Raw genomic sequence first — 22034 nt, 5'->3', positions numbered from 1 at the left:
GGGCGCCCTTCGGGAAGCGCGGGGCGGGCCTCTTCGGGAATCGCGGGGAGCCCGCTGACGTCACCTGCCCAGCGACGTCACGTCCCCCATCACCACCACCGGCCGCTTCGCCGGGTCCAGCCACCCCAGCAGCTCCGTCATCCGGTCCCGCGTGAGCGAGACGCAGCCCTGGGTCGGCCCGCCGTGGTCCACGTGGATCCAGATGCCGCCTCCCTTGGCCGAGCCGAGCGGGCGGTACCAGTGCAGGGGAGTGGTGCCGGGCTCGCGGTTGTAGTTGATGGCCACCACATGGTCGAAGGACCCGGCGAGCGGTTCGCCCTCGAAGCCCGTGCCGCCCGCGGTGAAGGCGGCACCGTGGTCGTACGGGAGCCTGGTGCCCGGGTCGGGCAGCAGGCCGCCCGCGTCGGTGAGGTCGAACACGCCGATCGGCGAGCGGAGGTCGCCCTCCCAGTGGTCGTCGGTCCAGCCGCGCAGGGCGTTGTGCGCGGGCCAGGGAGTGGAGACGGCCTGCCAGCCGTACGTGGGGACGCGTTCGTAGAGCACCGCGGTGGCCCGGTTGGAGTCCGGGGCCTCGCCGGTCACCACGACCGCCTGCTGGGTCGCGGCGCTGATCCGGCTTCTGGTGAGGGCGCCGAGAGAGGGAATCTCCTGCGCCTGGACGATCTCTGCCTCGGGGCCGGACTGCCCGGTGGGGCCCGACTCGGTGGCGTCCGCGGATCTCTTTGAGGGCGCGGGTGCCGCCTTGCCGGTATCGCCCGAGCAGCCGGTGAGCAGCAGACCGGCGACGGCCAGTGCCACCGCCGGGCAAGGTCCTGTGCGGAGGGACATGTACGAGCCTTTCAGTTCGAGAGCCTGATGCCCTGCTGCTTCGAGGTCGGGGGGCTGCCTCGGCCCCGTCGGCGCCGTATCGGATATATACGATCATCTGCCGAATATCGGCCACAGTGCGTGAGGCGTCGCCGGAGACACGGAGGCCGGCCAAAGACAGCGGGCCACGGATCGGGGCGGACATTCGCCCGTACGGTCTGGAGCAGCTCCCCGGCACGATGTGCGACGCCGGTCGGCAGCCGGGCCATCCGCAGGCAGTCCCCTCCCGCGGGCGGATGTCTTCCCCGTCTGTGGAAGGCGAGGGCGCGCCGGTCTGCCCGCTCCACGCCGGAGGGCCCCGGAACCTTTCGGTTCCGGGGCCCTCCGCGTACGACGAGACGTCAGCTCGTGCCGTCGTGCGTCTCGTTCGGAGCGACGCCGAGCGTGAGCGAGGCCCGCACACCCTCGGCGATGCGGCGGCCCTTCTTGTACTCCAGGGCGAGCAGGCCGCCCTGGGCCCCGGTGCCGCGGTAGAAGCGGTCCTCGTCCAGGGTCGTCCGCTGTGTGGTGCCGGTGCGGTACGGCGCGACCTTGGCGCAGTCGAGCACCGCCTCCTCGGCGAAGAAGAGCTGGCCGGTGTGGCAGGTGTGCCCGCCCTCGTAGCCGGCACTCGTGAGCCTGCCGCCCACGTTGACCTTGGTGTGGATGTGCACACAGCGACCGGGATACCAGCCGGGGAAGACCGTCCTGAACTCCACGAACCCGTTCCGGTCGGTCAGCTGGGTGCCGCGCAGATAGCGCTTGCCGTCGGCGGGCTCCTGGTGCCCGCCACCGCCCCTGCCGCCGGTGCTCAGACGCTCGTACCCGGAGTAGAGCCCCAGCGCATCGCAGTGCCAGACGTCGACGGCAGCGCCGCGGAGCGGCTTGCAGGTACCGCTGTCGATCACCTTGAGCCGGAGGGTCGTGGGGATGCCCTCCCGGTCCTCGGTGATGTCCTTCCGGATCTTGTCCGCGTCGATGTAGTACGGCCCCTCGGTGGCCTCCGAGGTGAGCCGGTAACACACCTCACGCGACGCGACGGGCTGCCTGCCCGGGCCCTGCCCGGCCGAAGCAGTGGTCACCACCGCCCCGCCGGCCCCGACCGCCACCACGGCCGCACCGCCCGCGACGACGAACCGGCGCCGGGTCATGTCCCGTTCGGGAGCGGGCCCGTGGGGGCCCTGTCCTTGCGTTTCAGTCATGGTCAGGACGCTAGACCCCGGATCCGGCAGGAACGTGAGAAAGACGCCTGCGTCACTGAAACGGGAAGGCCCCCGCACCGCGCGCTGCGGTGAAGGGGCCTTTCTCAGGTACTGCTCTCAGGTACTGCTCACTCGCCGGACTTGGCGACCGGCTTGCGCAGCGCGACATTCAGCTCGCGCAGCCGGGACTCGTCCAGCTCGGTCGGCGCGCCCATCATCAGGTCCTGCGCGTTGCCGTTGAGCGGGAAGGCGATCGTCTCGCGGATGTTCGGCTCGTCGGCCAGCAGCATCACGATGCGGTCGATGCCCGGGGCGATGCCGCCGTGCGGCGGGGCACCGAACTGGAAGGCGCGGAGCATGCCCGAGAACTCGTGCTCCACGGTCTCCCTGGAGTACCCGGCGATCTCGAACGCCTTGAACATGAGCTCGGGCTCGTGGTTCCGGATCGCGCCGGAGGACAGCTCGACGCCGTTGCAGACGATGTCGTACTGCCAGCCGAGGATGTCCAGCGGGTCCTGGGTCTCCAGGGCCTCGAGGCCGCCCTGAGGCATCGAGAAGGGGTTGTGCGAGAAGTCGATCTTGCCGGTCTCCTCGTCCTTCTCGTACATCGGGAAGTCGACGATCCAGCAGAACCGGAAGACGCCCTCCTCGAAGTGGCCGGCGCGCTTGGCGGCCTCGACGCGGACCGCGCCCATGATCTTGGAGACCTCGTCGAACTCGCCGGCACCGAAGAAGATCGCGTGGCCGGGCGCGAGGGAGAGGCGCTCGGTGAGGACCTTGATGTTCTCCTCGGTGAGGAACTTGGCGATCGGTCCGGTCAGACCGCCGTCCTCACCGACACGCACCCAAGCCAGGCCCTTGGCGCCGTGCTCGACGGCGAAGTCGCCGAGGCCGTCGAAGAACTTCCGCGACTGGGCGGCGGTGTCCGGCACCGGCAGCGCGCGGACGTGCTTGCCGGCGAAGGCCTTGAACTCCGAGCCCTCGAAGACGTCCGAGATGTCGACGAGCTCCAGCCGGGCGCGCAGGTCCGGCTTGTCGTTGCCGTACTTCAGCATCGACTCGCGGAACGGGATCCGGGGGAAGGGCGAGGTGACGTGGCGGCCGTTGCCGAACTCCTCGAAGAGCTCGGTCATCAGCTTCTCGATCGGCTGGAAGACGTCCTCCTGCTCGACGAAGCTCATCTCGACGTCGAGCTGGTAGAACTCGCCCGGCGAGCGGTCGGCGCGGGCGTCCTCGTCGCGGAAGCAGGGCGCGATCTGGAAGTAGCGGTCGAAGCCGGAGATCATCAGCAGCTGCTTGAACTGCTGCGGAGCCTGCGGCAGCGCGTAGAACTTGCCGGGGTTCAACCGGGAGGGGACCACGAAGTCGCGCGCGCCCTCGGGAGAGGTCGCGGTGAGGATCGGGGTCGCCATCTCGTTGAAGCCGAGCGCGGTCATCTTGTGACGGATGGCAGAGATGACGGCCGTACGCAGCATGATGTTGCGGTGCATGCGCTCGCGGCGCAGGTCGAGGAAGCGGTACTCCAGACGCCGCTCCTCGCCCACCCCGTCGTCCGTGTTGATCTGGAACGGCAGCTGCTGCGCGGCGCCGAGCAGCTCGACCGCCGAGACCTCGACCTCGATCTCGCCGGTGGGCAGCTCGGGGTTGATGTTCTCGGCACCACGCGAGACGACCTTGCCGTCGACGCGGACCACCGACTCCTTGTTGACCTTGTCGAGGGCCTCGTAGGCGGGGGTGCCGGGGCGGGCGACGAGCTGCGTGATGCCGTAGTGGTCGCGCAGATCGATGAAGAGGATGCCACCCAGGTCTCGGCGATTGTGCAGCCAGCCGCTCAGCCGGACGTCGGCGGAGACGTCAGAGGCGCGGAGCTCGCCGCAGGTGTGGGACCTGTACCGATGCATCGTCGTTCATCCAGTCTTAGCGTTTTGGGGTGGGCACAACCCTTGCAAGGTTACCGCCCGGCCCCCACTCGGCTCATTGACATACGCATGCCACCTCTGGCCCGCTGCGCGAGCGGCCGGACGGCGCTCCAACGGCCCCCGCTCGCACTGCACCACCAGGCCGCCGGCGAACCGGCGCGAGGACGACATCGCGGCCTTGCTGTTCCCGCTGCTCCCGCCGCTCCCGCCGCTCCTTGTGCTGCCCCGTCGGGAGGGCACACCCGTGCGGCGGGCCCCGCGGCGCACGGCGACGACCGTGGCACAGGCCGGACCGGAGAGGCGAGGCGAGGCGAGGCGATCCGGTGCGAGCTCTACGGGCCGGCGGCCTCGGTGCCGGCGGCGTAACGCCTCCGCAGCTCGCCGATGATGCCGAAGGCCGCGGCGGTGAGCGGTACGGCGAGCAGCATGCCGAGAATCCCGGCGACGGCCGCCCCCGCGGTGATCGCCAGCATCACGACGGCCGGGTGCATCTGGACGGTGCGGCTCTGGATCACGGGCTGGAGCACATACCCCTCCAGCACCTGCACCGCGAGAACCACACCCAGCGCCCAGAGCGCGATCACGACCCCGCGGTCGGCGAGCGCGACAAGGACGGCGACGGCTCCGGAGATGAAGGCGCCGAGGTACGGGATGTACGCCCCGATGAAGACGAGCGCCCCGAGCCCGACGGCGCCGGGGACGCGCAGGATGAGCAGCCCGGTGGTGATGCAGACGGCATCGATGAGGGCGATGAACGTGGTCCCGCGCATGAATCCCTCGACGGCCTCGAAGGCGCGGCGCCCCATGGCTTCGACGACGTCCCCGGTGGCGTGCGGCACGAGGGATCTGAGGGTGCCCACAGCTCTGTCCGAGTCCCGCAGAAAGAAAAACATGAGCAACAGGGCGAGCACGGTGGTGCCGATCACCTCGCCCACGACGCTCAGCCCGCTGATCACCCCGGACGCGGCGGTCCCGCCGAACGTGCCGAGCAGATCCTTGGAATTGGCCGCGAGGTCCTCCAGGGAGGTCCCGGCGGCTCCGAAGTGCTCGGCGAGATCCTTGGCGGCCTGCCGCAACGAGGCGATGATCTGGTCGCCGGTGTCGCTCAGCGCGCCGACGACGATGTACGTGGTCCCCCCGGCGACGGCGACCACGGCGGCACAGGTCAGCCCGGCGGCGAGCGACCGGTTCATCCCCATCCTGACGAGCCGCTGGTGCATCGGCCCGAGGAGCCCGGTCCCGAGCACTGCCAGGAGCACGGGCGTGACGGCGGCCTGAAAGGTGACGCAGAGCCAGATCCCGACGGCAGCCACGCCGGTGAGAAGCAACGCCACGACACACCAGGCGGCGGCCCGCCGGGCCGCATCGGGCAGGAGCGGCTTCTGTGTCTGCACGCTCCCACGTGACCACGGGGCGCGACCCGGGGCCTGCCCGGGGGGCCCACCCGAGTGACTGACCGTCACCAAGGCGGATTCGGCGGCGTGTTCGTGCCCGCCGCCGGAGGCTGCGACCCTGCCGCCGCGGAAGCCGCCCGTCGGGGACGGGGCTGCCGCACACCGTGACGGCCCCGGCCTGCTGTCACTGACCCACGGTGCAAAGCAGCCGTCGGTCTCGCCGAGGCTCAGCTGTCGGCCGGGTTGAGGGTCTTGCAGACGAAACGCCGACGGGGTGGCGTATGCCGACGCGGTGTCGGAGCTCGCCGCCCCGCGGCGGGTCGAGTTGCGGGAGGCGGCCCGCGCTGTCATGGCGGTTGACGGGCGCTCCTTCAGAGGCTGCGGGCGGTGATGCTGCCGTAGGCGGTGGTCGCGTGGATGTTCAGGCCGGCGGCGCCGCCGTCGGTGTTCTTGAGCGTGTTGTGGATCCGGCCGTAGGTGGTGCCGGCGTCCAGGGAGGCGGAGGCTCCGCGGGCGGCGCCGACCGAGATCTCGCCGTGCTCGGTGCGCAGCGCGACCGTGCCGCGCACGGCCTCGGCGATGTGGATGTCGCCCTTTTGGGTGTTGATCTCTGCGGGGCCGCTCAGGCGGCCGACCGAGACGTCGCCGGCGAGGAGGGTGAGGCGGGCACTCGCGGCCTCGTCGAGCTTGATCGAGCCGTGCGCGCCCTCGAAGGTGACGTCGCCGAGCCGTCCGACGCCCCGGAGCTCGGCGCTGGACGCCTTCGCCTCGATGCGGGAGCCGGCGGGCAGCTGGACCGTCACCTCGACGGATCCGGAGCTGCCGAGGATCCGGTTCGCCGCCGCCGGGGTCTCGATCCGCAGGACGCCGTCGCCGTATGCGACCTCGATCTGCTCCGCCGCCTTCACGTCGCGGCTCTTCGAGGCGTCCGCGGGCAGGATCTCGACCGTGGTGTCGGCCCGGTCGGCGGCGATGAACCGGATGTGTCCCGCGGGGATGTCGAGGACGGCGGTCACCGGGGTGGGGGTGTCGAACTTCTGCATCGTGCTCTCCTTCGGCTCGTTGTTTCTGACACCGGAAACGCTACGTTGCATTCAATATCCTTGCAACACAATCGTTGCGAACAATCTGCATTTATGCAGGTAGAAGCCCAACTATCGTTGCAACGGCCTGGGTTTTAACGCAACGACAGTCATCCGGTTCGTTGCATTGGATTGGGAGTGAACGCTATGCTGGAGGCATCAGGGAAGCGTGAAGGGAGATCGCGATGCCGGGAGGCAGACTCACCCAGCAGGAACGCCAGCAGATCGCGCTGGGACTGGCCGACGGCCTCGCCTACGCGGAGATCGCCAGACGCCTCGACCGCCCGACCTCGACGATCACGCGCGAGGTGATGCGCAACGACGGCCCCACCGCCTACCGTGCCGACCTGGCCCACCGCGCCACCGAACGCCGCGCCCACCGGCGCAGGCAGACGGCGCCCCGAGGGCCTCAGGCGCCCCCGCAGGCCCACGGACGCGACGCCGAGGCGGTGCGCGAGTACGAGGAGACGTTCACCACCGTCCTCATGCAATCGGGCGTGCCCAAGATGATGGCCCGGGTGCTGGCCTGCCTCTGCACCAGCGACGCGGGCAGCCTCACCGCGTCCGAACTCGTTCAGCGCCTCCAGGTCAGCCCGGCGTCCATCTCCAAAGCGATCGCGTTCCTCGAGAGTCAGGGCCTCATCCGCCGGGAACGCGACGAACGCCGCCGCGAGCGCTACATCGTCGACGACGACGTCTGGTACCAATCCATGATGGCCAGCGCCCGGTCCACCGCCCAGCTCGTCGACACCGCGCGGCAGGGCGTCACCGTCCTCGGCCCCGGCACCCCGGCCGCCGCCCGCCTCGAGAACATCGCCCGCTTCCTCGACTTCGTCTCCGAGAGCATCGCCCGCGCCGCGGACCAGGCCCGCGAAATCCTCCACACGAAACCCGAGGCGACCTCAGGCGGCACTGCCGAGCCGAGTTCAGATCGCGGATAGACAGCGGATGGACAGCTGCCTTGCCCCGCGACGCGGACCCCCGGCCCGCCCACGACAGACAGACCACGACCCCCCGCGACGCGAAGCCGCCGCCCTCCCGCCGGGGACGGGCGGGAGGGCGGCACACACCGCCGGGCGGCGCAGCCCGCACGGAGGCGTGGGCAGGGCGGCGGGGGGACACCGCCCGCCACCTTCAAGGGCGGGCGGGGACAGATCCTGGGGACGGGCCCGCCCCAGAGCGTCAGCTCCCGTCCGCCGGGACCGTGCCCAAACGCCCCGCCTGGAAGTCCTCGAAGGCCTTCTTCAGCTCCGCGTGGCTGTTCATCACGAACGGGCCGTAGTGCGCCATCGGCTCCCGGATCGGGCTCCCGCCCAGCAGCACGATCTCCAGGTCCGGGCTGTTCGAGTCCTGGGACTCGTCCGCGCGGACCGTCAGCGAGGAACCCGTACCGAACACCGCCGTCTGGCCCGTACGGACCGGCCGGCGCTCCGTGCCCACCGCGCCCCGCCCCGCCAGGACGTACGCCAGGCCGTTGAAGTCCTCCCGCCACGGCAGCGTGACCTCCGCGCCCGGCCGCAGTGTCGCGTGGATCATCGTGATCGGCGTGTGCGTGATGCCGGGCCCCTCGTGCCCGCCCAGCTCCCCCGCGATGACCCGCAGCAGCGCCCCGCCGTCCGGCGAGGTCAGCAGCTGGACCTCGCCGCCGCGGATGTCCTGGTATCTGGGGTCCATCATCTTGTCGCTCGCCGGCAGGTTCACCCACAGCTGGAGGCCGTGGAAGAGACCGCCGGACAAGACCAGCGACTCCGGCGGCGCCTCGATGTGGAGCAGGCCCGAGCCCGCTGTCATCCACTGGGTGTCGCCGTTGCGTATGGTCCCACCGCCACCGTTGCTGTCCTGGTGGACGAAGGTGCCGTCGATCAGATAGGTGACCGTCTCGAAGCCGCGGTGCGGATGCCAGGGGGTTCCCTTCGGCTCTCCGGCGGCGTACTCCACCTCACCCATCTGGTCCATCATGATGAACGGGTCGAGGTACTGGTAGTTGATCCCGGCGAACGCACGTCGCACCGGGAAGCCCTCCCCCTCGAACCCTGCGGGCGCCGTGGTCACGGCGAGCACGGGACGCGCCGCGGCCTCGGCCGGCGCGGAGACGCGCGGCAGGGTGAGCGGATTCTCGACAGTCACTGCAGGCATGACGGGCCCTCCTTGTGCGACCAGGTTAGTTGAAGCGTGAACTTCTTGCCACCCCGCACAACCGAAGGCGCCCGGGGAACATTCCCCGGGCGCCTTTCACTCACATTTCGGCGGAGATCAGCCGTACATCCGCCGCATCGCGAAGTCGACCATCTGCTCCACGGCCTTCGCGTCGAACACCATCCGGTGGTCGCCCTCCATGTCGAGGACGAAGCCGTACCCGGTGGGCAGCAGGTCGATCACCTCCGCACCGGTGATCACGAAGTACTTGGACTCCTTGCCCGCGTACCTGCGCAGTTCCTTGAGCGAGGTGAACATCGGGATGACCGGCTGCTGGGTGTTGTGCAGCGCCAGGAACCCGGGATTGTCGCCGCGCGGGCAGTAGACCTTCGAGGTCGCGAAGATCTGCTGGAAGTCCTCGGCGGACAGCGACGCGGTGGTGAAGGCCCGCACCGCGTCGGCGAGAGAGGGGGGCGACGGCTCGGGGTACAGCGGCTGCTCGCTGTAGTGGGGCTGCTGCGGCACATACTGCTGCTGGGCGCCCGGGTTCTGGTCGTAGCCGTACATGGGCGCAAGGGTACTGAGTCCGCCGCGCCCGCGGGTGCTGCAGGCCCGGGACCGGCCACCGGCCCAGGACGTTCCCCCGTGAACACCGTCACCGACGGCGACGATGCCCCCGGTTCCGCACACCGTCCGTCACGCTCCCGCACCCCGGCGGCGAGTCGTGTCACAGATGACCCGTCAGGGGTTGCGTCTTATTACCGACGGGTAGCATCATCGGTAGCTACTTGCTGGTATGTGGATGAGCAATCCGCCTCCCGATCCTTACGGAGCCGTCGCCATGGGGCACTACAAGTCGAATCTCCGCGACATCGAGTTCAACCTCTTCGAGGTCCTCGGGCGCGACAAGCTGTACGGCACCGGCCCGTTCGCGGAGATGGACGTCGACACCGCCAAGAGCATCCTCGACGAGATCGCGCGTCTCGCCGAGAACGAGCTCGCCGAGTCCTTCGCGGACGCGGACCGCAACCCTCCGGTCTTCGACCCGGAGACCAACACCGCGCCCGTCCCGGCGTCCTTCAAGAAGAGCTACAAGGCCTTCATGGACTCCGAGTACTGGCGTCTGGGCCTGCCCGAGGAGATCGGCGGCACCACCTCGCCCCGCTCCCTGATCTGGTCCTACGCGGAGCTGCTCCTCGGCTCCAACCCGGCCGTCTGGATGTACTCCTCCGGCCCGGCCTTCGCCGGCATCCTCTTCACGGAGGGCAACGAGGCGCAGAAGAAGGTCGCCGAGATAGCCGTCGAGAAGCGCTGGGGCTCCACCATGGTCCTCACCGAGCCGGACGCCGGCTCGGACGTCGGCGCCGGGCGCACCAAGGCCGTGCAGCAGGACGACGGCTCCTGGCACATCGAGGGCGTGAAGCGCTTCATCACCTCCGGTGAGCACGACATGGAGGAGAACATCCTTCACTACGTGCTGGCCCGCCCCGAGGGCCACGGCCCCGGCACCAAGGGTCTCTCCCTCTTCCTCGTGCCGAAGTTCCACTTCGACTGGGAGACCGGCGAGCTGGGCGAGCGCAACGGCGTCTACGCCACGAACGTCGAGCACAAGATGGGCCTGAAGGCCTCCAACACCTGCGAGATGACCTTCGGCGACCGGCACCCCGCCAAGGGCTGGCTGATCGGCGACAAGCACGACGGCATCCGCCAGATGTTCATGATCATCGAGTTCGCCCGGATGATGGTCGGCACGAAGGCCATCGCGACCCTGTCCTCCGGCTACCTCAACGCGCTCGAGTACGCCAAGGAGCGCGTCCAGGGCCAGGACCTGGTGAACTTCGCGGACAAGTCCGCGCCCAAGGTCACCATCACGCACCACCCGGACGTCCGCCGCTCGCTGATGACGCAGAAGGCGTACGCCGAGGGCATGCGCGCCCTGGTGCTCTACACCGCCTCCGTCCAGGACGAGATCGCCGTCAAGGAGGCCGCGGACGAGGACGCCAAGGCGCTCGTCGCGCTGAACGACCTGCTGCTGCCGATCGTGAAGGGCTACGGCTCCGAGAGGTCGTACGAGCAGCTGGCCCAGTCGCTGCAGACCTTCGGCGGCTCCGGCTACCTGCAGGAGTACCCGGTCGAGCAGTACATCCGGGACGCCAAGATCGACACCCTCTACGAGGGCACCACGGCCATCCAGGGCCAGGACTACTTCTTCCGGAAGATCGTCCGCGACCAGGGCCAGGCGCTGAACACCCTGTCCGAGGAGATCAAGAAGTTCCTGGCGGTCGGCACCGGCGGCGAGGAGCTGGCCCCGGCCCGCGACGCGCTCGCCAAGGCCGCGGTCGACCTTGAGGCGATCGTCGGCACGATGACGAACGACCTCATCGCCACCGGCGAGGACGTCAAGAACATCTACAAGGTGGGCCTCAACACCACCCGCCTGCTGCTCGCCTCGGGCGACGTGGTCGTCGGTTACCTGCTGCTGCGCGGCGCGGCCGTCGCGGCGGAGAAGCTGCAGACGGCGTCCGCCAAGGACGTGCCGTTCTACCAGGGCAAGATCGCGGCCGCGAAGTTCTTCGCCGCCAACGTCCTGCCGGGTGTCTCGGCCGAGCGCGCGCTCGCCGAGACCGTGGACACCTCGCTGATGGACCTGGACGAGGCCGCGTTCTAGTCCTGACCTGCTGAGTCAAACCAGCGCCGCCGCCCGACTCGTTCGGGTGGCGGCGCTGTCGTATCAGCTGGGTATGCCGATCCCACGGCCGAGAATCCCGTTCACGGGAGGAACCCATGACCGCCGAAGCACTGCCCGACTCGCAGCACCGGCAGCCGGACGGCTCCGAGAGCTGGAACCGGCACCGGCAGCCGGACGGTTCTCCGTGGCCGATGCCGCCTGCGGACGGCTACACCGTGGACGACTACTTCACGCTCGACCTCCCGCCGCACACAGAGCTGATCGACGGGAGCCTGGTCTTCGTCAGTGCGCAGCACAAGTTCCACACGCTGGCGATGTCCCTGCTGGAGCAAGGGCTGCGCCGACACGTCCCCGAGCATCTGCGGGTGCGCCGGGAGATGGCCGTGGTGCTCGGCAAGCGGAACGCACCGGAGCCCGACCTGGTCGTGGTGAAGGCGGAGTCCGTGCAGAACCAGCGACAGACCCGCTATCAGGCCGCCGACGTGCTGCTCGCCGTCGAAGTCGTCTCCCCGGACTCCGAGGCCCGCGACCGCGACACCAAGCCGCACAAGTACGCCGCCGCGGGCATCCCGCACTTCTGGCTGGTGGAGATGACCGGCGAGCACGACCGGCCCATGGTGTGCACCTACGAGTACGACCCGGTCACCAGGGCCTACGTCGCGACCGGCATCCATCACGACCACCTCAAGCTCAGCGCGCCGTACGACATCGACGTCGATCTGAGCGCCATCGACCATCTGTAGGCCGCTCCGGGCGGGCCTCGTAGGGTGACCTCATGAGCAGCAGACCCGCCCGCTTCGACCGCGGCCACACCGACGATCTGATGTCCTTCCTGACGGCCGGACCTTCGCCGTACCACGCAGTGGCCGCTGCCGCCGAGCGGCTCGAGAAGGCCGGCTTCCGGCAGGTGCTGGAGACGGACGCCTGGGACGCTGCGACATCACCGGCTGCCGCCTCGGGGACCGGCGGCAGATACGTGCTGCGCGGCGGGGCGATCATCGCCTGGTACGTGCCGGAGGGCGCGCAGGCCCACACCCCGTTCCGGATCGTCGGCGCGCACACCGACTCCCCCAATCTGCGGGTCAAGCCGCTCCCGGACACCGGTTCGTACGGCTGGCGCCAGATCGCCGTCGAGGTGTACGGCGGGACGCTGCTCAACACCTGGCTCGACCGCGATCTGGGGCTGGCCGGGCGGCTCAGCCTGCGCGACGGCTCGCACCGGCTGGTGAACGTGGACCGGCCGCTGCTGCGCGTACCCCAGCTCGCCGTCCATCTGGACCGCTCCGTCAACACCGACGGGCTCAAGCTCGACCGGCAGCGCCATATGCAGCCGATCTGGGGCCTCGGGGACGTCGAGGAAGGCGATCTGATCCGCTTCCTGGAGCAGGAGGCCGGGATAGACGAGGGCGAGGTCACCGGCTGGGACCTGATGGTGCACGCCATCGAGGCGCCCGCCTATCTGGGGCGCGACCGGGAGCTGCTGGCCGGGCCGCGGATGGACAACCTGATCTCCGTGCACGCGGGTACGGCGGCGCTCGCGGCCGTGGCCGCCGCCGACGGGGACCTGCCGTTCATCCCCGTGCTCGCCGCCTTCGACCACGAGGAGAACGGCTCGCAGTCCGACACCGGCGCGGACGGCCCGCTGCTCGGATCGGTGCTGGAGCGCACGGTCTTCGCCCGCGGCGGCACCTTCGAGGACCGGGCCCGCGCCTTTGCCGGAACGATCTGCCTGTCCTCCGACACCGGGCATGCCGTGCACCCCAACTACGGCGAGCGGCACGATCCGACGCACCACCCGCGGGCGAACGGCGGCCCGATCCTCAAGGTCAATGTGAACCAGCGGTACGCCACCGACGGCAGCGGCCGGGCCGTGTTCGCCGCCGCCTGCGAGAAGGCGGGCGTGCCGTGGCAGACGTTCGTGTCGAACAACGCGATGCCGTGCGGCACGACCATCGGCCCGATCACCGCCGCCCGGCACGGCATCCAGACCGTCGACATCGGCGTCGCGATCCTGTCGATGCACAGCGCGCGTGAGCTGTGCGGCGCGGACGATCCGTATCTGCTGGCCAACGCGCTGGTGTCATTCCTGACGGTCTGACAAATCCGCTGTCCCACACGCCCCGGGCCCGTTTATCATGGGAGGCTCGGGGCGCGCCTCATCGAGCACTTTGTTGTCTCCTTCTCCCGCGCGTCCCTCGAATCGTCCGGGGGGACGCACACGTGAAGCGCAGCATTTCCTTTGCCCTGTCCACATCCGTGGTACTGGGCGTACTCGCGGTGCCCAGCGCCGCATTCGCCGCCGCAGGGCCCACCGCCCTCAAAGTCTCCGGCCACGACAAGCAGCTCGGCCGCCTCTTCGTCGACGACCTGAAGGCCGACAGCGATGTGACCGGCATCAGCGCCGTCGTCCACAAGCCGGGCGAGAACGTGGCCGTCGAGTGGGTCCACAACTTCGAGCTCGCTTCGGGCGACAAGAAGTCGGGCGACTGGATCACCAGGAAGGACGTCAAGCTCGAGATCACCGGCGTGTTCGCCGTCGACCTGATCGTCCGCGAGGCCGACGGCGACGAGACGACCCTCAAGGACGTCGGCACGTACAACTACACGGCCAGGAAGTACTTCCAGGAGTTCGGCGTCGACCGGCCCAACCCGACCGTCGACGACCAGAAGGTCACCGCGAGCGGCCGGCTCGCCGAGTGGCAGCCCATCACGCACGAGAGCAAGCCCGTCGCCGATTCGAGCGTGCGCATCCACAACGGCTCCTACGACGAGACCGTGAGGACGGACGCGGACGGCAGGTTCTCCGACTGGTTCATCGCGGACCCCAGGCCCAGCCCGGTCCGTGCGTACCACGGGAACCTGTCGAGCGAGCTGCTCCAGGTCGCGCCCAAGGGCCTGCCCGCCCGCGTCACGCTCGACACGTCCGACTTCAGCGGCACGTTCGGCGCACCGGTCGAGGTCACCGGCAAGGTCGAGTACGAGATCGACGGCGTCTGGAAGACGACGCAGCACGCCGACGTTGAGGTCGTGAACGCAGCGGGGACGTGGCAGGGGAGCGCCGTCACCACCGAGGACGGGCGTTTCAGCCTCGAGACGAAGATCCCCTTCGCGGGTGACAAGCGGCAGCTGAAGGTCAGTTACGGCGACTGGTTCTCCAACAAGCCGACCGCCCCGCTCACCTTCCGCACCACCGGCTACAGCTCCATCAGCCAGTTCGAGATCGAGCTCGGCTTCGACTCGAAGCTGACCGTGTCCGGACTGCTGGAAGTCGAGGGCGCCCCGCGACCGCACAACAAGCTCGACATCCAGGTGTCCAAGAACGGCAAGGACGGCTGGACGAAGCTCAAGACGCTGACGCTGACCAAGGACCGGTACTTCCGGGCGGACATCCCGGCACCGGCGTCCGGCCACTACCGCGCGGTCTACTCCGGCTCCGCGACCGTGCAGGGGTCGGTGAGCCCGGTCCTCAGGGCGAGCCGCATCCAGACCCGCATCAAGGACTACAAGGTCACGCCGAAGGTGAAGAAGCGCGGCGCGATCGCCGTCTCCGGCACGCTGCAGCACGCCGCGCCGGCCTGGAAGGCGTACGGCGGCAGGAAGGTGATGATCTTCTTCTCGCCCAAGGGCAAGCCGAAGGAGTCGTACCTGCTGGGCGAGGTGAAGACCGCGGCCAACGGCACGTTCAAGAAGAGCTTCAAGGAGCGGGGCGACGGCACGGTCTTCGCGCTGCACATCAACGCGGACAGCAAGCACCTGATGAACCCGAAGGTCTCGGGCAACGTCGACGTGAAGTAACCCTGCTCGCACGGGCCTTGGCGCCCGTGCGAAACATCCGGGAAAGGCCCCACCGGGCACGGTGGGTCCATGGTTCTGCTTGATCAGCCGACGGTCGACGTGCGCCACCCCGGCCCGTCGCGCCGCGTCCTGTCCCTCACGTTCGCCTCGGCGGCCGCTGTCCTGCTCGCCGGCTGCTGGTTCGTGACCCTCCGGCACAACGAGCGGCCGCCGTGGGCCAAGGACGTCGCGTACGAGGCGGGCTTCCTCCAGGGCAACCGCGTCAGGCAGTACGACCCGACCGGCCGGCAGGCGAGGGACCTGCTGGCCGGCGGGTGCGAGCGGTTCCAGGCGGAAGGCCGGGGCGGGCTGAAGGCGACGTACGACCCCGGGCTGTGGGTGGACGGCTGCCTGGACGGCGCGGCGGGGCGGCAGCCCGAGAAGCAGGGCCCGTTCCACTAGTTCCAGCCGCCCCGGCCGGCGCCGCTGTCCCTGCCCGCGCCGCTACCCCTGGTCCATCCCTGCCAGTACGAGGGGCAGCCGGGACGCCCCCTGGTCGCTCACCCGCACCGGTACGCCCCAGTCCTGCTGGTGCACATGGCAGGCCGGGTACTCATTGGCCGGATCGTCGTCGCAGGACGCCGCCATCGCCGAGACATGCAGAACGCCCCCGGTGACAGCCGGGTCGATCTCCAGCTCGCGCGTCAGGTCGGTGCCCGCGCCCTCCCCGCCGATCAGCAGCTCGGGCGGGGTGGCGGAGACCAGCAGCCGCGTCGAGGGGCCGTAGCGGGTGTCGAGCTTCTGCCCGGCCGGGGCCTGGAACACCACGTCCAACCGGAGCTTCCCCGGGGCGACTTCGGTGGCGGCGCGCCGGGTGCGGTGGGCGACGGCCTCGACGCGTACCGCCTCCTCCGGCAGCCGCAGCCGGGTCAGCCGGTGCCGCGCCGACTCCACGACCACGATGTCGTCACCGGTCAGCACTGCGCCGCTCGGCTCCCTCAGGTCGGTGGCGAGCGTGGTCACTTCACCGCTCTCGGGGTCGAAGCGGCGCAGCGCGTGGTTGTACGTGTCCGAGATCGCGACCGACCCGTCGGGCAGCGCCGTCACTCCCAGCGGATGCTGGAGCAGTGCCTGCCCCGCCGGCCCGTCCCGGTGTCCGAAGTCGAAGAGCCCGGTACCGACGGCCGTGTGCACCACCAGATCGCGGTCGATCCAGCGCACCGCGGAGGTCTCCGAGTCGGCGATCCACAGCCGGTCCTCGGTCGCCGCGAGCCCGGACGGCTGCGCGAACCACGCCTCGGCCGCCGGCCCGTCGACGAGCCCTTCGTTGGCCGTGCCGGCCGCGACCCCGACGGTCCCGGTCGCCGGGTCGTACGTCCACAGCTGGTGGACACCCGCCATCGCGATCCACAGCCGGTCGCCCCACCAGGCCACGTCCCACGGCGAGGAGAGCGCCACATCGAGGGCCGGCCCGCTCGTCGGCGAGCCCTGCCACCACTGGCTGCCGGTACCCGCGATCGTCTCGATCGCGCCGGTCGTGGGGTCGTACGCACGGATGGCGTGGTTCACGGTGTCGGCCACCGCGACCCGGCCGTCGGGAAGCAGCGCGAGCCCCTGCGGCTCATTGAAGTCTCCGTCGCCGACCCGCCGTACGACGCTCTCGCCGTCCGGCTCCAGCTCGACCAGCTGATGCCGGGTGGAGTCGGAGACAAGGAAGTTCCCGGACGGCAGCAGCAGGGCCTTGCCGGGGAAGCGCAGATCGGTGGCGACCGGCTCGGGTGCGACGTACGGCCCGTCGCCGCGCCGCAGGGTTCCCTTCGCGGCGTGCTCGGCCTCGAGCTCCTCGACGAGCTTCTCGATGGCATGAGCATGGCCCTCGCCCGCGTGCTGGGCGACGACGTACCCCTCGGGGTCGATGACGACCAGCGTGGGCCAGGCCCGTACGGCGTACTGCTTCCAGGTGGCCAGCTCGGGGTCGTCGAGCACGGGGTGGTGCACCTGGTAGCGCTCGACGGCGTCGACGACGGCCTGGTGCTCGGCCTCGTGCACGAACTTCGGCGAGTGGACCCCGATGATCACCACGGTGTCGCGGTGCTTCTCCTCTAGTTCACGCAGCTCATCCAGAACATGCAGACAGTTGATGCAACAAAATGTCCAAAAATCGAGAACGACAATGCGCCCTCGCAGGTCAGTGAGGGTGTACTGCTTGTCGCCTGTGTTGAGCCAGCCGCCCTTGCCGATCAGCTCGGGGGCCCGAACGCGTGCACGTGAAGCCATACCTCCATCCAACCGCAGACATGGTGGTACGCATTCCGCCATGAAGTATCTGGTGCACGACAAGATCTTCGCGATCGGCGACGACTACTGGATCGAGGACGAGAGCGGGCGGCAGGCGTTCCTCGTCGACGGCAAGGCGCTGCGCATGCGCGACACCCTTGAGCTCAAGGATCCCGACGGGATGGTGCTCATCACGCTGCGCGAGAAGATGCTCAGCCTGCGGGACGCGATGAAGATCGAGCGCGACGGGGAGACACTCGCCACGATCCGCAGGAAACGGCTCTCGCTGCTGCGCAACCACTACCGCGTGACGCTGGCCGAGGGCACGGAGCTCGATGTCAGCGGCAAGATCCTGGACCGGGAGTTCGCGGTCGAGTACGACGGGGAGCTGCTGGCGCACATCTCCCGCCGGTGGTTCCGGGTGCGGGAGACGTACACCGTGAATGTCGTACGGGAGGACGCGGACCCGCCGCTCATGATCGCGGTCGCGGTCTGTGTGATCCGTATGGCGGAGAAGGAACGCGACGACGACTGACCGGCAGGGGCCGAGGGCTGCTCCTAGGGGCGAGGGGGTGTGGCGAGGCCCAGGAGGCGGTCCTTGAGGGCCGGGAACTGCTCGCGCGTCGTCGCCACCTTTGCCGGGTCCAGCTCGACGGTCAGCACCTCTTCGTCCGGGCCCGCCTCGGCCAGTACCTCGCCCCAGGGGTCGACCACAATGCTGTGTCCGGCCTGCTCGACCCCGGCGTGGGTGCCGGCGGTGCCGCAGGCCAGGACGTACGCCTGGTTCTCCACGGCGCGGGCGCGGGCCAGCAGCGTCCAGTGTTCGCGGCGGCGCGCGGGCCAGCCTGCCGGGACGACGAACGCCTGCGCCCCGGCGTCCACCAGGCCCCGGAACAGCTCGGGGAAGCGCAGGTCGTAGCAGGTGGCGAGGCCGAGGGTGAGCCCGGACCCGGCCTCCGTCCCGGCCTCGGTCCCCGTCCCGGCCTCGGTCCCCGTCCCGGCCTCGGTCCCCGCCCCCGTCAGCGGGACGGTCACGAGCTCGTCGCCCGCGCCCATCATCACCGCCTCGCCCTTGTCGAAGCCGAAACGGTGGATCTTCCGGTACGTACCGACCAGCTCGCCGGCGGGGGAGAGGACGAGCGAAGTGTTGTAGAGGGTGCCGTCCGTGGCCTTCTCGACGATGGAGCCCGCATGCAGCCAGACCCCGGCGTCGGCGGCGGCCTTCGCCATCACCTCGTACGTCGGCCCCGTGGGCGACTCGGACTCGTCCTCGAACGACTGATAGGCGAACGCACCGACGGGCCACAGTTCGGGGAGGACCACCAGATCGGCGCCCCTCTGTTCCCGTACGAGCGAAGCGGCCCGCACCCTACGGGAATTGGCCGATTCGTCCGGGTCTACAGCGATCTGGATGAGTGAGGCGCGCACACTACCACCGTCCTGGCATTCGAGCCTTCAACACGGGCCTACGATCGTCACACGAAAGCACTGCCGGGGTGCCTGCGGGCAGCGTAACTTAGCTGCCGAGCCTCCCACGCAGCCCAGCAGTCAGCAGCCCAGCCCGCGTACCGCAGAACCGCCGAGGGGTCCCGTGACCGTCCATCCCAGCCTCCAGACCTACGCCGACGCCTGGACCCACTCCGTCGAATCGATAGCCGAGTTGGTGCAGCCACTCGTCGAAGGCGAGTGGAACCGACCCACACCGTGCCCCGCCTGGTCGGTACGCGATGTCGTCTCGCATGTCATCGGCATGGAGTGCGAGATGCTCGGGGACCCGCGTCCCATCCACACGCTGCCGCGCGATCTCTACCATGTGCAGAGCGAGTTCGCCCGCTACATGGAGATGCAGGTCGATGTGCGCCGGCACCACACGGCGCCGGAGATGACCTCCGAACTGGAGTACACGATCATCCGGCGCAATCGTCAGCTGCGCAACGAGAACCGCGGTCCCGACACCATGGTCCGCGCCCCGCTCGGCGCCGAGCAGACTCTCGAACTCGCCATGCGGATGCGCGCGTTCGACATCTGGGTGCATGAGCAGGATCTGCGGACGGCACTGGGGAGGCCGGGCAACCTCGACTCCCCCGGTGCGTACGTCACCCGTGACTGCCTGCTGGAAGCCCTCCCCAAGGTCGTCGCCAAGGATGCCGGCGCCCCGGCGAACTCCGCGGTCGTCTTCGATGTGCACGGCCCCGTCGAGTTCCTCCGCACGGTGCGGGTGGATGCCGACGGCCGCGGCACGGTCGACGGCGCGCCCTCCCTGGGGCCCCTGGCGACCCTCGCCATGGACTGGGAGACGTTCCTGCGGCTGGCCTGCGGGCGGGTGCGGGCGGGTGCGGTGCAGGACCGGGTCAAGGTGGACGGGGACCCGGACCTGGCCGCGGCGATCCTGCGCGAGTTCGCGGTCACGCCCTGAGCGTGTCGCGCCGATCGGTGACGCTCTCAGCCTCGGTGCCGTCCCGAGCGTGTCGCGCCGATCGGTGACGTCCTGAGCGTCGGTGCCGTCCCGAGCGTGTCGCGCCGAGCGGTCACGCCCTGAGCGTGTCGCCACGATCCGTCGCGCCCCGAACCTGGGCGGGTCGCCGAGGGCGACCAGCGTGTGCCGCGCGCTCAGACCGGAACGTGCACCGCCTCCACCCGGCTCGCCACCAGCCGTTCCCGCTCCCGGCGTGCGGCCCGCGCCCGCAGCCGAAGGATCTGCGCGATGCCGAGCGCCTCCAGCACGAAGACCGACGAGAACGCGATCCGGTAGTTGTCCCCCGTCGCGTCCAGCAGCACTCCGACCGCCAGCAGTGTCGTCATCGAGGCCACGAAACCACCCATGTTGACGATTCCCGACGCCGTTCCCTGACGCTCCGGCGGATTGGCCGGCCGGGCGAAGTCGAACCCGATCATCGACGCGGGCCCGCACGCCCCCAGCACCGTGCACAGGGTGATCAGCAGCCACATCGGGGCCCGGTCGCCGGGGTACGCCACGGTCGTGGCCCACAGCATCGCGGTCGCCCCGACCGTGCCGAGGGCCAGCGGAAGCCGGGCCGCGTGATGGCGGGCGATGACCTGCCCGTACACCAGCCCCACCACCATGTTGGTCAGCACCACCAGGGTCAGCAGCTCGCCGGCGGTCTCCCGGGACAGGCCCTGCGCCTCGACCAGGAAGGGCATCCCCCACAGCAGCAGGAACACCATGGCGGGGAACTGGGTGGTGAAGTGCACCCACATACCGAGCCGGGTGCCGGGCTCCCGCCAGGAGTCGGCGATCTGCTTCCGTACGAAGGCGGATCCCGCGTGCTGGGCGGGCGGCGGCTCGTGCCCCTCGGGGTGGTCCTTCAGGAAGAGCGAGAGCAGCACCAGGACGACCAGACCGGCCGCCGCGCTGCCCGCAAACGTGGCGGTCCAGCCGAGACCGTGCAGCATTCGCGCGATGAAGAGGGTCGAGACGAGATTGCCCGCCATCCCGAAGAGCGCGGCGACCTGCCCGATCAACGGTCCCCGGCGGGCCGGGAACCAGCGTGAGCCGAGCCGCAGCACGCTGATGAAAGTCATCGCGTCGCCGCAGCCGAGCAGCGCACGCGAGGCGAGCGCCGTGCCGTACGAGGGTGAGAGGGCGAAGCCCAGCTGCCCGACGGTGAACAGCACTACGCCGAGGGTGAGGACCTTCTTCGTACCCAGCCGGTCGACCATCAGACCGACGGGTATCTGCATGCCCGCGTAGACCAGCAGTTGGAGGATGGAGAAGGTGGACAGCGCGGAGGCGTTGACGTCGAACCGGTCGGCGGCGTCGAGGCCGGCCACGCCCAGGCTCGTACGGAAGATGACGGCGACGAAGTAGACGGCGACACCGATGCCCCAGACAGCTGCGGCGCGGCGGCCGCCGGGCGGATCGCCGGGCAGGGAGACGGCCGGGACCGGGCCGCTCACCTGGCCTCACCCCTGACCAGCACCTTGACCCAGCTCAGATGTCCGCGCACACATGCCGCGGCGCCTTCCGCGTCGCCCGCTCTGATCCTCTCGAGGATCTCGGCGTGCTCGGTGATGTTCTTGGCGACCCGGTCCGGCTGGGACTGCATGACGGCGACGCCCATCCGAAGCTGGCGGTCGCGCATCTGGTCGTAGAGCCTGGAGAGGATCTCGTTGCCCGCGTTCTTCACGATCTCCGCATGGAAACAGCGGTCCGTGACGGCGACGGCAGCCAGGTCGCCGGCGTCAGCGCGCCGCTTCTGCTCCTCCAGCAGCTCCTCGAGCCGCTCGACCAGCCGGGCCGGCGCGGGTACCGCCCTGCGGACCGCGAACTCCTCGACCAGCAGCCGGGTCTCCACCACGTCCGCGATCTCCTGCGCGGAGACGGCGAGCACGAGCGCGCCCTTCTTCGGGTAGAGCTTGATCAGCCCCTCGACCTCGAGTTTCAGCAGCGCCTCGCGCACGGGAGTGCGGGATACGCCGACTGCTTCGGCGAGTTCGCCCTCGGTGAGCAGCGTCCCGCCCTCGTAATGGCGGTCCAGCACGCCCTGCTTGATGTGCATGTAGACGCGGTCGGCGGCAGGGGGCTGTTTCAGCGGGGCGGCAGGCATGCGCACAGCTTAGATACAACACAGGTACATCAGAAAGTCGCGTCCGGATCGCGAAACGCGTACATCCCTTCGCCCATCTCGTGAGTCACTTCAGTGAGCGGCACCCTCATGTGACCGCATCCCAGGGGCATTTCAGATACTTCAGGT

Annotated in this window: 19 protein-coding genes; 8 read left to right on the top strand and 11 right to left on the bottom strand. The window is 69.7% G+C overall.

Features of this window, described 5'->3' with window-relative positions; translation table 11 throughout:
- Positions 1 to 60: 60 nt before the first annotated feature.
- The 5 genes from OG883_RS32475 to OG883_RS32455 all read right to left on the bottom strand — a co-directional run bounded on the left by OG883_RS32475 (position 61) and on the right by OG883_RS32455 (position 6404).
- Positions 61 to 828 carry a L,D-transpeptidase family protein gene (locus OG883_RS32475; RefSeq protein ID WP_266548364.1) on the bottom strand — a complete coding sequence of 256 codons (768 nt, stop codon included), beginning with the start codon at positions 826 to 828 and terminating at the stop codon, positions 61 to 63.
- A gap of 380 nt (positions 829 to 1208) precedes the next feature.
- A complete protein-coding gene (locus OG883_RS32470) occupies positions 1209 to 2048 on the bottom strand; it encodes an intradiol ring-cleavage dioxygenase (protein ID WP_266548361.1) in 840 nt (279 codons plus the stop codon).
- Between the two features lie 128 nt (positions 2049 to 2176).
- Positions 2177 to 3949, bottom strand: a complete 1773-nt coding sequence (gene aspS / locus OG883_RS32465) for an aspartate--tRNA ligase (RefSeq protein WP_266548359.1) — start codon at positions 3947 to 3949, stop codon at positions 2177 to 2179.
- Positions 3950 to 4299: 350 nt separating this feature from the next.
- Positions 4300 to 5361 (bottom strand): AI-2E family transporter, encoded by a 1062-nt coding sequence (locus tag OG883_RS32460; protein ID WP_266548356.1) that lies wholly within the window; start codon positions 5359 to 5361, stop codon positions 4300 to 4302.
- A 371-nt stretch (positions 5362 to 5732) separates the two neighbouring features.
- Entirely contained in the window at positions 5733 to 6404 is a 672-nt protein-coding gene (locus OG883_RS32455; protein ID WP_266548354.1) for a DUF4097 family beta strand repeat-containing protein, read from the bottom strand.
- Between the two features lie 224 nt (positions 6405 to 6628).
- Between OG883_RS32455 and OG883_RS32450 the strand changes: the two genes are divergently transcribed.
- Positions 6629 to 7384 (top strand): helix-turn-helix domain-containing protein, encoded by a 756-nt coding sequence (locus OG883_RS32450; protein ID WP_266548351.1) that lies wholly within the window; start codon positions 6629 to 6631, stop codon positions 7382 to 7384.
- A gap of 241 nt (positions 7385 to 7625) precedes the next feature.
- On the opposite strand, the gene OG883_RS32445 is transcribed toward OG883_RS32450, so the two are convergent.
- Entirely contained in the window at positions 7626 to 8579 is a 954-nt protein-coding gene (locus OG883_RS32445; protein ID WP_266548348.1) for a pirin family protein, read from the bottom strand.
- A gap of 117 nt (positions 8580 to 8696) precedes the next feature.
- Positions 8697 to 9146 (bottom strand): SseB family protein, encoded by a 450-nt coding sequence (locus OG883_RS32440; protein WP_266548345.1) that lies wholly within the window; start codon positions 9144 to 9146, stop codon positions 8697 to 8699.
- Between the two features lie 274 nt (positions 9147 to 9420).
- On the opposite strand from OG883_RS32440, the gene OG883_RS32435 reads away from it, so the two are divergent.
- The 5 genes from OG883_RS32435 to OG883_RS32415 all read left to right on the top strand — a co-directional run bounded on the left by OG883_RS32435 (position 9421) and on the right by OG883_RS32415 (position 15504).
- Positions 9421 to 11247 (top strand): acyl-CoA dehydrogenase, encoded by a 1827-nt coding sequence (locus OG883_RS32435; RefSeq protein WP_266549665.1) that lies wholly within the window; start codon positions 9421 to 9423, stop codon positions 11245 to 11247.
- A 212-nt stretch (positions 11248 to 11459) separates the two neighbouring features.
- On the top strand, positions 11460 to 12011 hold the full coding sequence (locus OG883_RS32430) for a Uma2 family endonuclease (protein WP_266549662.1): 552 nt from the start codon (positions 11460 to 11462) through the stop codon (positions 12009 to 12011).
- Between the two features lie 32 nt (positions 12012 to 12043).
- Positions 12044 to 13366, top strand: a complete 1323-nt coding sequence (locus OG883_RS32425; RefSeq protein ID WP_266548342.1) for a M18 family aminopeptidase — start codon at positions 12044 to 12046, stop codon at positions 13364 to 13366.
- Between the two features lie 122 nt (positions 13367 to 13488).
- The gene (locus OG883_RS32420) at positions 13489 to 15063 is read left to right on the top strand and encodes a hypothetical protein (protein ID WP_266548340.1); all 1575 of its coding nucleotides are present in this window, start codon (positions 13489 to 13491) and stop codon (positions 15061 to 15063) included.
- Between the two features lie 69 nt (positions 15064 to 15132).
- The gene (locus OG883_RS32415; protein ID WP_266548337.1) at positions 15133 to 15504 is read left to right on the top strand and encodes a hypothetical protein; all 372 of its coding nucleotides are present in this window, start codon (positions 15133 to 15135) and stop codon (positions 15502 to 15504) included.
- Between the two features lie 42 nt (positions 15505 to 15546).
- On the opposite strand, the gene OG883_RS32410 is transcribed toward OG883_RS32415, so the two are convergent.
- Positions 15547 to 17319 (bottom strand): NHL domain-containing thioredoxin family protein, encoded by a 1773-nt coding sequence (locus OG883_RS32410; RefSeq protein WP_266548335.1) that lies wholly within the window; start codon positions 17317 to 17319, stop codon positions 15547 to 15549.
- A 40-nt stretch (positions 17320 to 17359) separates the two neighbouring features.
- On the opposite strand from OG883_RS32410, the gene OG883_RS32405 reads away from it, so the two are divergent.
- Positions 17360 to 17854: an LURP-one-related/scramblase family protein gene (locus OG883_RS32405; RefSeq protein WP_266548332.1), complete on the top strand. Its 495-nt coding sequence runs from the start codon at positions 17360 to 17362 to the stop codon at positions 17852 to 17854.
- 23 nt (positions 17855 to 17877) lie between these two features.
- On the opposite strand, the gene OG883_RS32400 is transcribed toward OG883_RS32405, so the two are convergent.
- Positions 17878 to 18747, bottom strand: a complete 870-nt coding sequence (locus tag OG883_RS32400) for a carbon-nitrogen family hydrolase (protein WP_266548330.1) — start codon at positions 18745 to 18747, stop codon at positions 17878 to 17880.
- Between the two features lie 163 nt (positions 18748 to 18910).
- Between OG883_RS32400 and OG883_RS32395 the strand changes: the two genes are divergently transcribed.
- On the top strand, positions 18911 to 19735 hold the full coding sequence (locus OG883_RS32395) for a maleylpyruvate isomerase family mycothiol-dependent enzyme (protein ID WP_266548327.1): 825 nt from the start codon (positions 18911 to 18913) through the stop codon (positions 19733 to 19735).
- A 194-nt stretch (positions 19736 to 19929) separates the two neighbouring features.
- On the opposite strand, the gene OG883_RS32390 is transcribed toward OG883_RS32395, so the two are convergent.
- Entirely contained in the window at positions 19930 to 21237 is a 1308-nt protein-coding gene (locus OG883_RS32390) for a nitrate/nitrite transporter (protein WP_266548324.1), read from the bottom strand.
- On the bottom strand, positions 21234 to 21887 hold the full coding sequence (locus OG883_RS32385) for a GntR family transcriptional regulator (protein ID WP_266548321.1): 654 nt from the start codon (positions 21885 to 21887) through the stop codon (positions 21234 to 21236). The genes OG883_RS32390 and OG883_RS32385 overlap by 4 nt, the downstream gene beginning before the upstream one ends.
- Positions 21888 to 22034: the final 147 nt, after the last annotated feature.

It is taken from the genome of Streptomyces sp. NBC_01142 (genome assembly GCF_026341125.1).
GTDB lineage: Bacteria > Actinomycetota > Actinomycetes > Streptomycetales > Streptomycetaceae > Streptomyces.
This window is presented reverse-complemented; position numbering and strand designations above follow the sequence as displayed.

Excerpts from the sequence above, each read along its gene's own strand:
- OG883_RS32475 (WP_266548364.1), bottom strand. The coding sequence starts at position 828 with ATGTCCCTCCGCACAGGACCTTGCCCGGCGGTGGCACTGGCCGTCGCC.
- OG883_RS32470 (WP_266548361.1), bottom strand. The coding sequence starts at position 2,048 with ATGACTGAAACGCAAGGACAGGGCCCCCACGGGCCCGCTCCCGAACGG.
- aspS (WP_266548359.1), bottom strand. The coding sequence starts at position 3,949 with ATGCATCGGTACAGGTCCCACACCTGCGGCGAGCTCCGCGCCTCTGAC.
- OG883_RS32455 (WP_266548354.1), bottom strand. The coding sequence starts at position 6,404 with ATGCAGAAGTTCGACACCCCCACCCCGGTGACCGCCGTCCTCGACATC.
- OG883_RS32450 (WP_266548351.1), top strand. The coding sequence starts at position 6,629 with ATGCCGGGAGGCAGACTCACCCAGCAGGAACGCCAGCAGATCGCGCTG.
- OG883_RS32445 (WP_266548348.1), bottom strand. The coding sequence starts at position 8,579 with ATGCCTGCAGTGACTGTCGAGAATCCGCTCACCCTGCCGCGCGTCTCC.
- OG883_RS32440 (WP_266548345.1), bottom strand. The coding sequence starts at position 9,146 with ATGTACGGCTACGACCAGAACCCGGGCGCCCAGCAGCAGTATGTGCCG.
- OG883_RS32435 (WP_266549665.1), top strand. The coding sequence starts at position 9,421 with ATGGGGCACTACAAGTCGAATCTCCGCGACATCGAGTTCAACCTCTTC.
- OG883_RS32430 (WP_266549662.1), top strand. The coding sequence starts at position 11,460 with ATGCCGCCTGCGGACGGCTACACCGTGGACGACTACTTCACGCTCGAC.
- OG883_RS32425 (WP_266548342.1), top strand. The coding sequence starts at position 12,044 with ATGAGCAGCAGACCCGCCCGCTTCGACCGCGGCCACACCGACGATCTG.
- OG883_RS32415 (WP_266548337.1), top strand. The coding sequence starts at position 15,133 with ATGGTTCTGCTTGATCAGCCGACGGTCGACGTGCGCCACCCCGGCCCG.
- OG883_RS32410 (WP_266548335.1), bottom strand. The coding sequence starts at position 17,319 with ATGGCTTCACGTGCACGCGTTCGGGCCCCCGAGCTGATCGGCAAGGGC.
- OG883_RS32405 (WP_266548332.1), top strand. The coding sequence starts at position 17,360 with ATGAAGTATCTGGTGCACGACAAGATCTTCGCGATCGGCGACGACTAC.
- OG883_RS32385 (WP_266548321.1), bottom strand. The coding sequence starts at position 21,887 with ATGCCTGCCGCCCCGCTGAAACAGCCCCCTGCCGCCGACCGCGTCTAC.